Annotated in this window: 15 protein-coding genes; 9 read left to right on the top strand and 6 right to left on the bottom strand. The window is 44.3% G+C overall.

What is annotated here, in order from left to right; genetic code table 11:
- Nucleotides 1-3,156: S-layer homology domain-containing protein (locus tag ACFVU8_RS20835; RefSeq protein ID WP_387429925.1), on the top strand; the 3,156-nt coding region annotated here is incomplete at its 5' end.
- Between the two features lie 84 nt (nucleotides 3,157-3,240).
- Here ACFVU8_RS20835 and ACFVU8_RS20830 read toward each other — a convergent pair.
- Nucleotides 3,241-4,152 (bottom strand): SDR family oxidoreductase, encoded by a 912-nt coding sequence (locus ACFVU8_RS20830; protein ID WP_387429923.1) that lies wholly within the window; start codon nucleotides 4,150-4,152, stop codon nucleotides 3,241-3,243.
- 171 nt (nucleotides 4,153-4,323) lie between these two features.
- Here ACFVU8_RS20830 and ACFVU8_RS20825 point away from each other — a divergent pair, with 171 nt between their 5' ends.
- Together ACFVU8_RS20825 and ACFVU8_RS20820 are read left to right on the top strand one after the other, a co-directional pair.
- Nucleotides 4,324-4,635: a PadR family transcriptional regulator gene (locus tag ACFVU8_RS20825; RefSeq protein WP_387429920.1), complete on the top strand. Its 312-nt coding sequence runs from the start codon at nucleotides 4,324-4,326 to the stop codon at nucleotides 4,633-4,635.
- Between the two features lie 15 nt (nucleotides 4,636-4,650).
- Nucleotides 4,651-5,265: a DUF2812 domain-containing protein gene (locus tag ACFVU8_RS20820; RefSeq protein ID WP_387429917.1), complete on the top strand. Its 615-nt coding sequence runs from the start codon at nucleotides 4,651-4,653 to the stop codon at nucleotides 5,263-5,265.
- A gap of 79 nt (nucleotides 5,266-5,344) precedes the next feature.
- Here ACFVU8_RS20820 and ACFVU8_RS20815 read toward each other — a convergent pair whose 3' ends face one another.
- Entirely contained in the window at nucleotides 5,345-5,953 is a 609-nt protein-coding gene (locus ACFVU8_RS20815) for an FMN-dependent NADH-azoreductase (protein ID WP_387429914.1), read from the bottom strand.
- A 258-nt stretch (nucleotides 5,954-6,211) separates the two neighbouring features.
- On the opposite strand from ACFVU8_RS20815, the gene ACFVU8_RS20810 reads away from it, so the two are divergent.
- The 5 genes from ACFVU8_RS20810 (at nucleotide 6,212) to ACFVU8_RS20790 (ending at nucleotide 9,623) form a co-directional block, all read left to right on the top strand.
- Complete coding sequence (locus tag ACFVU8_RS20810; RefSeq protein ID WP_387429911.1) at nucleotides 6,212-6,610, top strand: winged helix-turn-helix transcriptional regulator; 399 nt, start codon at nucleotides 6,212-6,214, stop codon at nucleotides 6,608-6,610.
- 29 nt (nucleotides 6,611-6,639) lie between these two features.
- Nucleotides 6,640-7,056: a nuclear transport factor 2 family protein gene (locus tag ACFVU8_RS20805; RefSeq protein ID WP_387429908.1), complete on the top strand. Its 417-nt coding sequence runs from the start codon at nucleotides 6,640-6,642 to the stop codon at nucleotides 7,054-7,056.
- Between the two features lie 601 nt (nucleotides 7,057-7,657).
- Nucleotides 7,658-7,852, top strand: a complete 195-nt coding sequence (locus ACFVU8_RS20800) for a helix-turn-helix transcriptional regulator (protein WP_175371218.1) — start codon at nucleotides 7,658-7,660, stop codon at nucleotides 7,850-7,852.
- A complete protein-coding gene (locus ACFVU8_RS20795) occupies nucleotides 7,853-8,338 on the top strand; it encodes a DUF6773 family protein (protein WP_379464870.1) in 486 nt (161 codons plus the stop codon).
- A gap of 31 nt (nucleotides 8,339-8,369) precedes the next feature.
- Nucleotides 8,370-9,623: an erythromycin esterase family protein gene (locus ACFVU8_RS20790; RefSeq protein ID WP_387429905.1), complete on the top strand. Its 1,254-nt coding sequence runs from the start codon at nucleotides 8,370-8,372 to the stop codon at nucleotides 9,621-9,623.
- Between the two features lie 150 nt (nucleotides 9,624-9,773).
- Here the strand turns inward: ACFVU8_RS20790 and ACFVU8_RS20785 are convergent, their stop codons facing one another.
- The 4 genes from ACFVU8_RS20785 to ACFVU8_RS20770 form a co-directional block, all read right to left on the bottom strand.
- Entirely contained in the window at nucleotides 9,774-12,176 is a 2,403-nt protein-coding gene (locus tag ACFVU8_RS20785; protein WP_387429902.1) for an ABC transporter permease, read from the bottom strand.
- Nucleotides 12,177-12,181: 5 nt separating this feature from the next.
- Nucleotides 12,182-12,940, bottom strand: coding sequence for an ABC transporter ATP-binding protein (locus tag ACFVU8_RS20780; RefSeq protein ID WP_387429898.1), 759 nt, complete (start codon nucleotides 12,938-12,940; stop codon nucleotides 12,182-12,184).
- A gap of 107 nt (nucleotides 12,941-13,047) precedes the next feature.
- Nucleotides 13,048-14,490, bottom strand: coding sequence for a sensor histidine kinase (locus tag ACFVU8_RS20775; RefSeq protein WP_387429895.1), 1,443 nt, complete (start codon nucleotides 14,488-14,490; stop codon nucleotides 13,048-13,050).
- A gap of 19 nt (nucleotides 14,491-14,509) precedes the next feature.
- Entirely contained in the window at nucleotides 14,510-15,211 is a 702-nt protein-coding gene (locus ACFVU8_RS20770) for a response regulator transcription factor (RefSeq protein WP_387429893.1), read from the bottom strand.
- 235 nt (nucleotides 15,212-15,446) lie between these two features.
- On the opposite strand from ACFVU8_RS20770, the gene ACFVU8_RS20765 reads away from it, so the two are divergent.
- Nucleotides 15,447-16,049 (top strand): TetR/AcrR family transcriptional regulator, encoded by a 603-nt coding sequence (locus tag ACFVU8_RS20765; protein WP_387429891.1) that lies wholly within the window; start codon nucleotides 15,447-15,449, stop codon nucleotides 16,047-16,049.
- The last annotated feature ends 1 nt before the right edge of the window (nucleotide 16,050 follow it).

Raw genomic sequence — 16,050 nt, 5'->3', positions numbered from 1 at the left:
AGTAGTGACGCCAGTAACAAAGTGGCAGTGGACAATACAGGGAAAGTAAGCGTAGCCGCGAATGCAGCACCGGGTAGCTATACGATCACGGCAACTTCGACAGCAGACGCAACGAAGAAAGCGTCTGCGGCGATCACGGTGACGGTGGCGCCAGCCGTTAATAACGTAACGGTCAACCCAAGCACGGCAAGCATCTTGCTAGGCGGAAGTAAGCAGCTGACGGCTACGGTCGATGCCGTTGGCGGAGCAGCGACCACGGTTACGTGGACTAGTAGTGACGCCAGTAACAAAGTGGCAGTGGACAATACAGGGAAAGTAAGCGTAGCCGCGAATGCAGCACCGGGTAGCTATACGATCACGGCAACGTCGACGGCAGACGCAACGAAGAAAGCATCTGCGGCGATCACGGTGACGGTGGCGCCAGCAGTTAATAGCGTAGCTGTCAGCCCAAGCACGGCAAGCATCTTGCCAGGCGGAAGCAAGCAGCTCACAGCGACAGTCAATGCCGTTGGCGGAGCAGCAACCACGGTTACGTGGAGTAGCAGTGACGCCAGTAACAAAGTAGTGGTGGACAACACCGGTAAAGTTACTGTAGCCGCGAATGCGGTACCGGGCAGTTATACAATTACAGCTACGTCGACAGCAGACGCAACGAAGAAAGCGTCTGCGGCGATCACGGTGACGGTGGCGCCAGCCGTTAATAGCGTAGCGGTCAGCCCAAGCACGGCAAGCATCTTGCCAGGCAATAGCAAGCAGCTCGCAGCTACGGTTGATGCCGTTGGCGGAGCAGCGACCACGGTTACGTGGAGTAGTAGTGATACCAGCAACAAAGTGGCAGTGGACAATACAGGGAAAGTAACCGTAGCCGCGAATGCAGCACCGGGCGTTTATACGGTCACGGCAACTTCGACGGCAGACGCAACGAAGAAAGGTACCGCAACGATTATGGTCACAGCGGCACTTTCTTATTCGATTGATGAAATTACGGATCAATCGTTAGCGGCTCTTACTCAGGGATACCATTCAGGTACCCAAGAAACTAGACCAATCACCATCACGAATACAGGTACAGGAGATCTGGTAAACTTGTCGGTAACGCTTAGCGGCAAGAACGCCCATGATTTTGTAACGACGCATCCATCAACAAACTTAACTAGCGGCACAGCAACAAGCTTTGACATCCATGCCAAGGACAATCTACCTTCGGGCACCTATACGGCAACGGCTACGATAGCTGCGGATCATATGACGCCTGTGACATTTACCGTCACGCAATCAGTAAACTTGCCGAGTGTTCCTGCTAATCCCCAAAGCCTGGTTGCTGTTGACGGCGATCATCAGGTCACTCTAAATTGGAATACAGTAACTGAAGCTACGTATTACAACATTTATATGGCGACGACTTCAGGCCAATTTACTGATGCTGAATACACAACGGCTACTTCTTCTACCCATATCGTCAAGAACCTGACAAACGGTACGACCTATTACTTTGTGGTGAAGGCCGGGAATGAGGGCGGCTTGAGCGCAGCATCGAATGAAGTAAGCGTGACTCCGTCCACGATCCCGGGAGAGCCTACAAATGTGAGGGTGACCGCCGGGGATGGATTAGCTACCGTTACGTTTACGGCTCCGACTGATAACGGAGGCATTCCGATTACGGGATATGAAGTGATTGTTTCACCAGGAAATGTGGTCGTTACCGGAACGACAAGTCCGATTACGATAACAGGGTTGACCAATGGAACGAGTTATAGCTTTACGGTAGTTGCGATTAATGCTGCGGGGAAAAGAAGCACATCTTCAGCAGAATCGAATACAATCATACCGAGAGCAGAATCCAACAATAATAGCAATTCGGACTCATCTCAGCCTTCCTCACCGACCGTACCTGTCAATACGAATACAAGTGTTGACATCCTTGTTAACGGGAAAGTAGAAAATGCGGGAACAGCCACAACAAGCAAGCGAAATGACCAGAACGTTACAACGGTTATCGTCGACCAGAAGAAACTGGAGGATAAACTGGAGACTGAAGGTCAAGGGGCTATTGTTACGATTCCGGTCGGGTCTAATTCGGATGTCGTAATTGGTGAGCTTAACGGTCAGATGATAAAAAGTATGGAAAGCAAGCAAGCTCTTGTAGCGATCAAGACGGATCAAGCGACATATACGATCCCGGCACAACAAATTCAAATCGATGCTATATCGGAACAATTGGGCAAGTCGATTGTTCTGCAAGACATTAAGATACAAATCGAAATTGCCACACCAACAGCGGATGCGGTGAAGGTTGTAGAGGACGCGGCAGTGAAAGGCACATTCACGCTTGTGGCTCCGCCGCTGGATTTTACGATCAAAGCTATTTACGGAAATACAAGTGTTGAAGTATCGAAGTTCAATGCCTATGTGGAAAGAACAATCGCCATTCCGGCCGGAATTGACCCGAGCAAGATAACGACAGGTGTCGTTGTTGGTCCCGATGGAAGTGTTCGCCACGTACCGACTAAAATCGTTAAAATCGATGGCAAGTATTACGCTCAGATCAACAGCTTAACCAATAGCACGTACTCTGTTGTTTGGCATCCGGTCGAATTCCTTGATGTCGTGAACCATTGGGCAAAAGACGCGATTAATGATATGGGATCACGGATGGTTATTGATGGTACGGGCAACGGTCTATTTAGTCCAGATCGCGATATCACCCGAGCCGAGTTTGCAGCTATTCTCGTGCGCGGACTGGGACTGAAACTGGAAAATAACTCAACGGTATTCTCTGATGTGAAGACGTCAGATTGGTCCAGCAGCGCGATAAACACGGCATACGCGTATCAGTTGATTAGTGGATTTGAGGACGGTAAGTTCCGTCCGAACGACAAAATCACTCGAGAACAGGCCATGACGATTCTCTCCAGAGCGATGGCGATTACTGGACTCAAGGCAACGCTGTCCACCCGATCGGAGGATATATCACTTCGTTCATTTGAGGATGCGTCAAACGTATCTGGATGGGCGCAAAGCAGCGTTGCAGACAGCGTACAGGCCGGCCTCATATCTGGACGAAGCACTACTGAGCTGGCACCGAAGTCATTCATCAGCAGGGCTGAGGTTGCAACCATTATTCAAAGACTTTTGCAAAAATCAGGTCTGATCTAAGTAGAGATATCTCGTAGGTTTAATTTAACCTCCCTTCCCGGCAAGAGTTTCAATGTTGGGAAGGGAGGTTTTTTTGTATCGTATTTATCTATATTTTTCAATATTAGCGGACTTACCGGCATCTATAACCTCGGTTATGTAACGCCAGCAATCAGGTTGTGAGCCGTCGATATCTGTAAACCCGTAAACCTGCGCAAGCTCTCCGCTTGAAAGGGATTGTCCATTCCATCGTGATAACTCCGGATCTTGACCAAGAGCAGCAACGGCCCGGCCAACATAACGGGGGGATTCTGAAATGATGAAGTGAGGTTCCTTAGCCACAGCATCTTGCCAATTTTCTTCATGTACTCCATAATGCTCGAGCATTATTTCCGAACGTGTCCAGCCTGGCGTGAGCGCCACTGCTGTACATCCATAAGGCCCAACTTCCTGGGCAAGGGCCCATGCCATACGATTAACCGAGGTTTTAGCCTGATCGTAAAACATAGATACTCTGTAATTTTTATAATTATAATCAGCTGTTCCGTCGGTCATTTCTACAATTAAACCATTCTTATTTTTAAGCAGGAGGGGGAGTGCAAAATGGTTTGTAATGAGATGCGTGTCTATAGCGAGCCGCAACATACGCAGACCATTATCAAGTGAATGTTTCCACACTGGGGCATCCCAGTCAATCATCTTTTCAGCTCCCCATATATCATTCACGAGAATATCAAGCCGGCCTTGCTCTTGCTCAATGCGATCCACTAATTTCTTGACCTGATCAGGATCTAAATGATCGACTTGAACCGGGATTCCGTGGCCGCCAGCCATGGTAACTAGTTCAGCCGTTTCTTCTATAGTTTCAGGACGATCGTATTCGGAACGTTGGGCTATCGTTGATCTTCCTGTTACATAAACCGTCGCGCCAGATGCTCCTAACTCTACGGCGATACCTCGGCCGGCTCCCCTTGTAGCCCCAGCCACTAAAGCTATTTTTCCTTGTAAACGAGTCATTTTGTTTATTCCTCCTTTGGTGGATACAACTCAAGTATAGATTGTAATGAAGACACCTCTTGTCATATATAATTATCATTGCTATATACAGCACAACTGTATATACTACAACTATACAGCATGACTATATACAGTTTAACGATATATTTTCTGCGAATAAGGAGGGAAAACATGGGGAGAGATAAACATTTACCGCTTACCGAAACGGTGTATTATATTTTGTTAGCCTTGATAGAACCGGCGCACGGTTACTTGATCATGCAAAAGGTGGAGGAGCTAAGCGGAGGACAAGTAAGAATGGCGGCTGGGACGCTTTATGGAGCGATTGAGAATATGTTGAAGCAGAAATTTATAGAGCCTGTCCGAAGTGAAGACAGTCGCCGGAAGGTTTATGCCATTACAGAAAAAGGAATGGAAATTTTGCGCCTCGATTTTGCACGGATGGATCATATGATTAAGGTCACGAAGGATACGTTGAGATAAGGACGGGGGATCGAAATGAGAAAATTCAAGTTCTTTACTAGTTTTGAAAAAGAAGAAAAATGGTTAGGTGAAATGGCCAAACAAGCTTATAAATTCACGAAAAAATCATTCTGGTATGAATTTGAACCCGCCACAACTACAGATACTACTATAAAAATGGATTACCGGACATTTAAAAAGCAGGAGGATTTCGAAGATTATTGTGCCCTTTTTGAAGACAGCGGCTGGGAACATATCACAGGAACAAAACGTTCGGGATATCAATATTTTAGGAAGACTAACGAAAAGGGAAATGAAGATATTTTTTCAGATACTGTTTCCAAAGCTGGTCGATATAAACGGTTATCTGATATGTGGATGTCGTTGGTATCTTTACTCACCCCCATTTTTATAGTACTCGTATTTACTAACTCTATTGATGAAGAAGCTCTTCTTAATCCCAAACTATTGTATTATACACCGGGACTATGGGAAAAAACCGGAGCAGAATTTTGGAAGGCATTTCTCTTTGAAACGCCATTTGCATTTTTTAGAGGGTTTTTCTGGGTGCTCATTCTGATGATGATTTTTTTATATCTTATCTTTTCAATCAAAGCGAATGTGCAATACCAGAAAACTCAAAGAGATTAACCTAGCTTGAAGCGCTCGAAAGACGGGAATGGAAAATCCGACGTGTTCCGAGCGCTTTCAGCTCATCTATCCAACGTTGTTACAGCTCAAGCTTCGTAATAGATTGTTCAGCATTTGGTATGGCGCTCTCTGCAAGTTGTGGAATATTTGTGCCCTGAACTCTTACTAGTTGAACATTTTCAATGCCATTAAACGTTAAGACTTGACGTAAATAAGGTTCTACAAAATCCCATGCTTTCCATGCCCCTTCAGTAAACACTCCCCCTGAAGCCACGACTATGATTGCCTTTTTATCTTTTGCCAGTCCTAGAACTCCTGTTTCTGTATAGGTGAAAGTCTTGCCAGGACGGACAACAAGATCAAGCCAGGCTTTGAGCACAGACGGAATGCCGAAGTTCCACATCGGAGTCGCAATGACTAAGAGATCTGATTCCAGAAGCTCCTCGGTCAATTGATCCGATAGGCGGGCAGATTCTTTATTGGCCTCTATCTCCTCTGGAATTTTTGAAGCAATAGCTTTTAAGGTTTTGTCATCTAAGTGAGGGAGAGGGTCCTTTGCAAGGTCACGGTATACAAACTTAGCTCCTGGAAATTCCTCTTTAAGCCTTGTAGACAGCTTGTCCGTTACCGTGCGACTGGCGGATTCAGCCTCTCTTGGGCTCACTTCAACGATGAGAATCTGTTTCATAGAATTACTTCCTTTCATTATTTATGCATGCCTTGTTAGTACGAATTAGAATATATATTGAATGTTTGTGTAGAACAAGAAGGCACTTTAACCTTCGTAACTAACATGGTGGTTAGTTATGAAGAATACGAATGAAAACAATGTATGATCTATTTTTAAAATTACATAATTAGGGGAATAAATAACTTGACAATATGTAGTCATATTATCTTTTATACAATTCTTTATAAGCATTTGTAACTAACATGGGGGTTAGCTATGGAGAATAATAATGAGAATAATGATATTGATTTGGTATTCGTCTGCGGGTATAAAGACCCTGCGGCTATACGAGAGCTTCTGACAAAAATCGGTGATAGGTGGAGTATCCTCCTGATTCTGTCCCTTTCTAAATTGCACCAAAATCGTGCTCGATTTTCGACTCTAGAAAAATCAATTCCTGGGATTTCCCAAAGAATGCTTACCTTGACTTTACGAAATTTGGAGCGCGATGGGCTGATTTTAAGGGAGGTTTTTCCTGAAGTTCCACCCCGTGTGGAATATGAACTTACTGCTCTTGGAGCGAGCTTGATCACCCCGCTACAAGGTCTAATTGATTGGGTAACGGTTAATTGGGAGGAAGTTACACAAGCGCAAACTATTTTCGATTCAAGATAATTCGCTGGCTGCGATTGAGGAGAATAAACATGGAAAAACAACCTATTGGATTTGAAAATGCCGCACCATTTTTTAACATTGTTATGGAAGGGCTTGCTAGTGAAGTTGAGGGGGAGCACTTTTGGGATGCCGTTGCAGATGATGCGGTATTCGATTTTTTATACAGCTTTCCTGGATTTCCAAACAGAATGGAAGGGCGCTCGACATATATGAATTGGTTCAGTAATTATGGTATTAAGTTGAATAGTGCCGATAATCTTAGGGTCTACAAAGTTCAGGGAGAAAATATTGTTATTCTGGAATACCAGGTTCACGGAATTGAACCGTACGCTGGTAAGCCTTACGATAATAGATTCTGCTCAATAGTTACGATTAAAGATCGAAAAATTGTTTATTGGCGAGATTATATGGATTCACTTGCAGTTGCGCAGTTGAGTAGCAATTAAGGGGGAGAAAATTGAGGGAAATAAAAAGAGGGGTAGCGAACCCCTCTTTTTTGATTCCCAATTGTTAATGATTGAGATAAGTATGTACTAAATAGCGGTGGTTAGTGTAAGTTTTAAACTTTTTAGCAGGGAGCGTTGTTATACTGTTCGATAATCTACTCGTGCACGCGGGAGTTGGCCAAGTACGAATGAAGGCAACCCATCATGCAAGTAGTAATCCAACAATTATGCAAGAAATATGGCAGCAAAGAAGTGCTGAACGGAGTTAACTTCACACCTGGCACAGTCGCTATCTTTAAGGCGCGTTGGAGGGTCTGCAGGGAGGCTGGCTGGATGCTTTTATCAAACTTGATAAGGGTACGGCGGCGCTGCACTGATGCGACGCCGTTTTCTATATGAAATCATTCTGCTGAGTCTGCGAAAATTGTCTGGCGGATAGCCTACGGTCGTTTTATACTCTGTATCAATTTCAAATTTAGTAAAACGTATTGCAATTTATATATATCTAAAAGAATAATATAAATTACTTTATGCAATATATAGTTTACATTTTGGAATGTATAACATATAATGAAATCCATAATAAGGAAGGATGAATTTCTTGAAAAATAAAAAAATGAAAATGGCTCGAATTGAAAACGATATGAGTCAAGAGGATTTAGCTGTCATTGTCGGTGTAACACGGCAAACGATTGGCTTGATAGAATCGGGAAATTATAATCCGACATTGAAACTTTGTATTGAAATCTGTAAAGCTCTTAACAAAACACTTAATGACTTATTCTGGGAGGATTAAATGAAAAATACGAAAATCAAAGATGAACGAATTATGCAGTTAAAGAACAAAGTTCAAAGCGAAGCCTATTGGGTAGTAATATTCTTGGCAGCTATTTCTTGCTTTATTAAATCCAATGTGCTGGATTTGGACTTTTCACAGTTCGCAGTTGAACTTGGGATTATTATTTTGTCCACAGCTTATATCGCAATAAGGAGCATGTTAATTGGATATGTTCTTAATTCCAAAGGTGGAAAAGTATTAACAATAACGTCTATTTTAGCGATAAGCCTTGCAATAAGTATTATAAACGGAGTAAGAAACTATTCTCTTTACAGTGATAAGTACTCTGGGATTTTCGATGGGTTATTTATTTCAGTATTAGTAGTAACGTTCATTTCTGCGCTTGTTTTTATTTCAGTTATATTTGCTCTTCTATATTGGTCCAACTTGCTAGGACAAAGAAGAATTGAAAAGAAACTCAATGAAATAGAAGAAGACGATTGAAATCTACAATAGAGATGGAAGGAGGTTAAGAATGAGAACAAAAATGTTAACTATTGCAGCTATAGCAACCTTGAGTATTTCTCTGCTTGCAGGCTGTGGAAATGGAGCAGCAAAACTGCCAACGGACTTATCTATTTTACAGACAGATATCAGTACTCTTACTGTTTCAGAAGATGTGCAGATTGTAGGGCTTGGAGAAGCAAGTCATGGCACAAAAGAATATCAACAGATGAAAGCAGAAGTGTTCAAAGCTTTGGTAGAAAACAATGGGAGTCGAACATTTATTATTGAGGGGGATTTTGGAGGAGCACTAAAGGCAGATGCTTATATTCATGGGGCTGAGGGATCCGCCGAAGATGTTGTTAAGGAAATAGGCTTTAAGATTTATAACACGCAAGAAATGGCTGATTTAGTTGATTGGATGCGTTCCTATAATAAAAACGCCCCCGCGGGAAAAGACTTACACTTTTATGGAATGGACATACAACGATACGATAATAACAAGGAAAAGCTATTTTCTATTTTAGATCTAGCTGCACCTGAATTGAGTGGAAAATATAAAACTGCTTTTTTACAATTGACTGATGAGGAAAGACTGGCTATAAGTGTAGATCTTTTGAAAAAGTCCAAAGAAGATGCTTTAGAGTTGTTGAAAGAAATGGACACTTACGAAAAAGATATTGTTGCCATTGCTGGACAGACTGGTTTTGATTTTGCAAGAGAAAGTGCAAATACAATCTATGCGTATAGTGATTTGCTATTAAGCAGTAATTCTGATTACAATTCTTTGCGAGATAAGTATATGTCTGAGAAAGTAAGTTGGTTTTTACGGCACGGAGACGGTAGTGTACTGTTTATTAATGGTCATAATGGTCATATCGGCAAAAAATCAGTTTCTAGTTATACTTCTTTAGGCGAACATTTAAGTAATGATATAGGAGATAATTATTTCGCTATCGGAACTGATGCAGAGAATACGGAATTTCATTCACAAAACAGTAATGGAGATTTTAGTGTGATGGAAGTTGAAAATCGAAATGAATTAAATGATCAATTTGATCATATGGAGAATAAATATTACTATATGGACTTTTTGAAAGCAGCTGATGATGAAAATTTGAACAGAATTTTAGAGGGTAAGCAAACCATTACAACCTTAAACGTTGGAATTTCAAGTTGGCAAAAGATTCTGAAGCATTTTTATACAACAACCATCGTCCCTAGGGATACATTTGATGGAATGATTGTTTTCAAAAAGGTTACTCCTTCAACACTTCTTGAATAGAAGGTTGTCGGTGAAAGAACGCGTAGGGAGCCCTACATTTAAAAGCCTCTTCTCACACTCCCGCCCTAAGTCCGAAAACATAAGAAGAGGCTTAAATTTTCCCCGAAAGATTTCATTTTCCAACCTGGATACTATCAGTCCCTACACCTGCTATTCCGAAACTAGAATACGCGGGGTAGTCTTTAGAATCACTCTGGATGCGATCCAGCAGCCAAGGCCTGCCACGGTTATACTAAGCAGAGCAAGTAGAGAAATCCCTGTCCAGTTCATAAAAAGCGGCAGCTTGACAATACCGTATGAGGATAGAAGTCCGCGCAAGAGATGAGGCAGGAGATAGATACCACATAAAATCCCTATTCCAGCACCTATAAGAGATAGCCCCACAATCCCCCAGGTTACAGCTCCGCGTATTGTATTTGAAGTCAGCCCAATGGATTTATAGATACCATAGGGTTTTGTCTCCTTCCGGATATGAATCCGGCAGGTGCTATAGATAATGAGCCAGCTGACCAGGAGAAACAGCAATCCCAAAATGCTCATTGGAATGATCAGGACCGCACTGGCCTCCTTGAAGACTGAATCCAGCAATGTCTGCTGCTTAACGGCCTGAATGCTGGAGCTGTATTTGTCATTTAGCTGCTGCACGATATCATCGGAATCCTGAACGTCCGACAGATTCATATATCCGGTATCCGTATTTAATTGGGTCACGACATCCGCTGTGACTCTGGCCTGAAAGGACATATTAGCAATGGATTGATAAATACCAGTCACAGTAAAAGAGTGTCGCTTCCCCTCGATATAAAGCTCAATAATATCTCCAAGCTCTTTGCCAAGATGCCGTGAAATATTAATACCGATCGAGATTTCATTTGGATTCTGCGGATTACGCCCAGTAATATTGGCAAGGCCCATCTCATCCATACTTCCTTCTACGACGGTAAGCGGGATGCTGATGGATTGTGCTTGACCAGTTGTACTTGTAGAATGCTGCATCCGGTTACCAGGAACGACTCCAATAGCATGACCAGCCCAGTTCAGGTTCAAGATTCTGGAATCGGCACGAATGTCTCTTTCTAAGGCTGTACGGTCCATCTCCGATGCATTCACAATCCTTATGACAACGTTGGCGGAATCATAGCCCCACAGCGGAGCTGTTTTCTGCATTTGTGAGATGCTGTTGACCAGGACCAGATCAAAGACAAGTACCGCTGTGGTCACTGTGGTCAGCAGCAGCATCAACAGAGAACCTTTGACATTGCGAGTTACATTTCTCAGCCCAATTACTACAGACACTGGACAGCGCTCAAAATCACTGCCACGTCGTTTATTTCGGTTCCCTCGTTTGTTGATGCCGCTATAGGCGGCTTCTGACATTCCGTAACGAATGGCTTGCATCGGCTGAATAGGCCTTGTTTTGCTCGCATACAGCCATACACATAGCAGAATTACAAGGAGCATCCCGGCCCCTACGGATACACTCGTCCCTATATTTTGAATGGGGATGGAGGTCTGTGCTGTTTTTAAAAAGGATAAGGATTGTTCAATAATGATGCGGGATAACAGGCGGCTGAATATGACCCCCGGAAGAACGGCGACCAGCGACAGCAGGCTATATTGGAGAATGTAGGTGAAAATAATCTTCCTTGAAGATAGCCCTAGGGATTTGAAAATCCCGATAGTTGTGTAGCTGGACAGGATCGAGTCTGAAATGGTAAAGCCGATCGTAAACAAGGCGACCAGGATCATGACAATACCGAGGAAGCTCATTACAAAGCCGATTATTTTATTCATGATAAAATAGAACGAGGAAAGTTCCTCATAGGTGAGCCGTTCCTCCATAAAAGGGACACCCAAGAAATTCTCAAACCGCTCCCAGTAGGCCTCATGTTGACTATAGTCAGCGAAACGAATACCCATGAAATAGGAATCGGAGCCTGGCAAGCCTGCAAGATAATGACCATAATCCGTGTCGTTCAACCAGATGCGCGCAGTTGTGGAAAAGGGTCCTCCCAGCGGAAGATCGATTACGATCGCTGAAACCGTTAGCGTAAGCTGAGTAGAACCAGCCTTGAACTGAAGCTCGTCTCCTACGGCAATCTCATTCTTATAGGCCAGAGAAGTAGGAATCCACACCGTTCCTGGCGCGGGATGAGGTGTTTCCTTTCCTTGGGCAAAAACCAGCTCATCCGTGCCGAACGGCCGACTCGGGGTATTCATCATATATAAATACTGATTCGGTATTTCTTCTCCCTTGTAAGTCACGCCAGCTAAAGACCGGTAAGGCATCAGCACAGACGCGGTAACGCCTTCTTGGGAAGCCCACCATCCTGCAACCTGCTGTGGATTGTGAAGCCCTTGAGTTAGATTCAGGATTTCATGCGACCCTTGTGTCTCCTGATGCAGGTCTTCATAGAGATCTTCTGAATTGGCAATAACGGTAATGGAAGTGTTCATTAAAAGCGTAGACAGCAGAATGAGCAGTGCAATCAGCAGGTTCTGAACCTTACGTTTGCGCAAATTCCCGAGGCAAATGGACGTGATCGCTGCCATCGACGTTACCCCCTCCCAGTGATATAAGAGAAGATAAGGGATTCTCGATCCTGCAGCCCACCCGGGGAATAGCGATCGAGTTCCAGCATGCCGCCCACTTTTCCATCCCGGATAAAGATAATTCGATTCCCCCGGCAGGCGGATTTGATATCATGTGTGACCATGACGATGGACTGGCCTTTGGCATTCATCTGGGTCAGGATATCCAGCACTTTAATCCCTTGCTCATAATTTAAGCTTCCAGTCGGTTCATCCGCGAAAACAATATCCGGTGTATTCATTAACGCCCGTGCAATGGCGGCTCTTTGCTGCTGTCCTCCCGATACCTCGGCAGGCAACCGTTTCTGCTGTGCATCAATATTCATGGACGCCATCAGGGATAAAGCCTTTTGCTTCACCTCACGTTTGGACGTTCCTGCAACATAGCCAGGCAAGGCGATATTTTCAAAAAGGGTGAGGTCTGGCACCAGGTTGCTGCTCTGATAGACGTAGCCAATTTTTTGCGCTCGGAAAGCACCTAGCTCTTTTTCGGAAAATTGGTCAATACGCTGTTGTCGGAAATAGACCTCGCCCGCAGTTAGGGAATCCATGCCGCTAAGCATATAGAGCAGCGTAGATTTTCCCGAACCGGAGTCACCCATAATTACTGTGAAATCACCCTGGTGGATATCCAAATCGATATTACGGATGGCGTGGAACTGTTCGCTGCCTGTGGAATAAGTTTTGCACAGGTTTTTAGCTTGGATGATGGCAGTATTCAGCACAATTAGATTCCTCCTGTAAGCTTCTTTCATTCATTGTAGAAGGGGAATCCTGCAATAATCTTATCAGAATATTAATAAAGTATTACAGCAAGACAGGATTACGCCAATTAGCATAAGGGCAGAGTGAAATAAAATGCGCTTCCCTGATGTTTAACACTTTTAAAAGAGATCGTTCCATGATGCGCTTCAATAATATGCTTGCAAATGGACAGGCCCAGGCCAGAGCCATCCTTTAATCTATTTTCGTAAGATGGAGGGGCTTGACCCTGAAAATATCGTTCAAAGATAAAGGGCATATCCTGCGGATGAATTCCTTCACCTGTATCCGATACGGTCACTTTCAACTGATCTTGCTGCTGTACAATCTCTATTGATATTGAGTCCCCCGCCGAAGTGTGCTTAAGCGCATTCGCAATCAGGTTGGAGAGAAGCTGTTCCAGTCGCACCGGGTCTATCCGGATCAACACATTGGGAATCTCCGCCGGTTCAATAAAGTTAACGCCTGTGGTGCGGATATACGGACCCATGGGCCTCAGGATACTCTCGAATATCTCCTTGCTATAACACTCTGTAAGGGTAACGGAGATTTGTCCTAAATCTCTTAGGGCATGCACAAGCAGGTCTTCAACCAGCACAGCCATTTTATTCGTTTGCGATTGCATGATCTCCATGTATTCCATGATGGCAGGCAGATCGGGGCAAATTCCCTCCTGTATGGCGTCGATATAAGCTTTCACAGTGGTCAATGGCGTCTTCAGATCATGTGAAATATTCGAAATCAGCTCTTTTTGAGCCTTGTTCTGTGCATCTCGCTGCTGGCTGAGCTCCATAATCTCTTGTCTCATCTGGTCGAATACGGCATAGACTTCACCGATTTCATCTTGTTCCACATACTCCGCCTTCTGTTCATAGTTCCCCCTGAGAATCGCCTCGGAATGATCCTTCAAGCGGCTGATCGGTCGCAGTAGGCCAAGGTTTATTCTTCTTTTTAGCTGTAACAGGAGAAGCAGCAGAACGAGGAGAGCGGTAAACATCAGCACCAGGATGACGATTGGAACAGAAGAGGGTTGTTCGTAGCCGAGGGTTTCTTCAGGTAAGGTGAAAATGGCATTGCCCGTCTGTCTTTTCGATACAGGGTCGACCACAGGGAAGGCGAGTGTAAAGATGCCCGGACTTGTTTTGGAGGCATGCAGATCATAGTGCACACTATTCTTGAGATCAAGCTTGTCTATAAGCGGCTGAAACTGATGGGAGGAATCAAAGAGGACTGTTCCGTCCAGTCCAGCGTACACCAGGTTCAGTTTTTTCTGCTGGCTCCAAGTCAGTAATTGATCTTGCAAGTCTTGCCGGCTAGACAACACTGAATGCTGCTGCTCCAGAAAAAACATGATCTCGCTTACCTCTACCCGTGCCTTATTCACGGTATAGCGGGCGAGATCATTATGTTCTTGGGCCCCTAACTTGTAATAGAAGGTGCCACAACCCACAAAAACTAAAATACAGGTTATCACCGAGATGAACCATGTTTTGAACCAGTTGCTCCAATACATCTCCTTGTACCCCATTCTCTCATTTCATCAGATTAAATTTATAGCCGACGCCCCACACGGTTTTGAGATAGACTGGATTGGAAGGGTCTGCCTCAATCTTCTCTCTTAGTCGGCGAATATACACGGTAATGGTGTTCTCATCGCCATAGGAGGTATACCCCCAGACCTGATCCAGCAGCTGGCTTTTGGAGAATACTTGATTTTTATGCTCGGCCAGAAAATATAACAATTCGAATTCTTTAGCCGACAAAGAGAGTTCCTGTTCGCCTAGAGTGGCTTTATATGCTTTTTTATCTATAGTGAGAGAATCCAGAGTAAGTACCTCATCCTGACGGGGGTGGATCTCTATGCCATCCATTCTGCGCAGATGCGCCTGAATTCTTGCTACCAACTCGCTTAAGGAGAAGGGTTTGGTCATATAATCATCTGCGCCAAATCCCAGTCCCAGCACTTTGTCTGTATCACTGCCGCGGGCGCTCAAGATGAGAATTGGACTGCGGGTGATATCCCGGATCTGCTGGCACAGCTCGATTCCGTTGACATCAGGCAGCATAATATCCAGGATGATGAAATCAGGGGTTAGTGATTCAACAAGCTGCAGGCCCGCCGTGCCAGTCTCGGCGATATGTACTTCATAACGGTGCAATTGAATATAATCCTTCAGAATACGGGAGATATCCTGTTCATCCTCAATAATAAGTATCGTTTTAGTCTGATTCATCGATGTGCTCCTAATAGTAGATTATTCTTTAATTTTACCATAGGAGGGGTTTTCAGGTAATGGGAGATGGATAAGGGATTCTAGCGGAAGAAGAAGGGATTTTGAATATTTAACTATAAAGAGATAGAATATGCAGATGGGTAGAGCGAATGGGATGGAGTTGGGGTTGTACCATCGCTATCTTGTTGTTGTCCTATCCGTGTTCTATAATTCGTATACTTCTAGGAGGTTTCCAGTGTCCCCAAGAAATGTAGAGAAAGATCAACAATTAAGAGAATTGAGACGGGAGCATATTCTGGATTGCTCTCTTCAGGTGATTGCCAGACGGGGGATTGATTCCGCCAGTGTGAAGGATATCGCCAAGGAAGCCGGACTTAGTGTCGGCAACGTCTACAATTATTTTGCGTCGAAGGAAGATATATTCAGTGCGGTGCTGCAGCGGGGGCAGATCGATTATGGCCGTCAAATCTCTAATCAAGCTGCGCTAATTATGGATGCCCGGGAAAAGCTTCATCTCATCTGTGAGAGCTGGATCGCCACACCTGAGAATTGGGCTTTTACGATCATGCTGCAAAGCATTCGGACGAACGAAACAGTGAATCCGGAGCTGCGGGAAGCGGCTACACGCAGATTCACCACAAATCTGGAACCTATGGCTGAGATTATGCGGCAGGGACAGCACGCGGGTGTCATTATTGAGGGTGATCCGAAGGAGCTTGCCTTCTATTTTGTCAGCTTGATTCAAGGCTTGACACTGCAATTGGCGCCCGGCTATGAAATTCCGGTAAAGATTCAAGCTGCAAATATCGTAACCTTATTTAGTGTGCCTAAGAAATGAC

Origin of the sequence: Paenibacillus sp. NPDC058177 (assembly GCF_042883835.1) — a bacterium.
GTDB lineage: Bacteria > Bacillota > Bacilli > Paenibacillales > Paenibacillaceae > Paenibacillus_AQ > Paenibacillus_AQ agri.
This window is presented reverse-complemented; position numbering and strand designations above follow the sequence as displayed.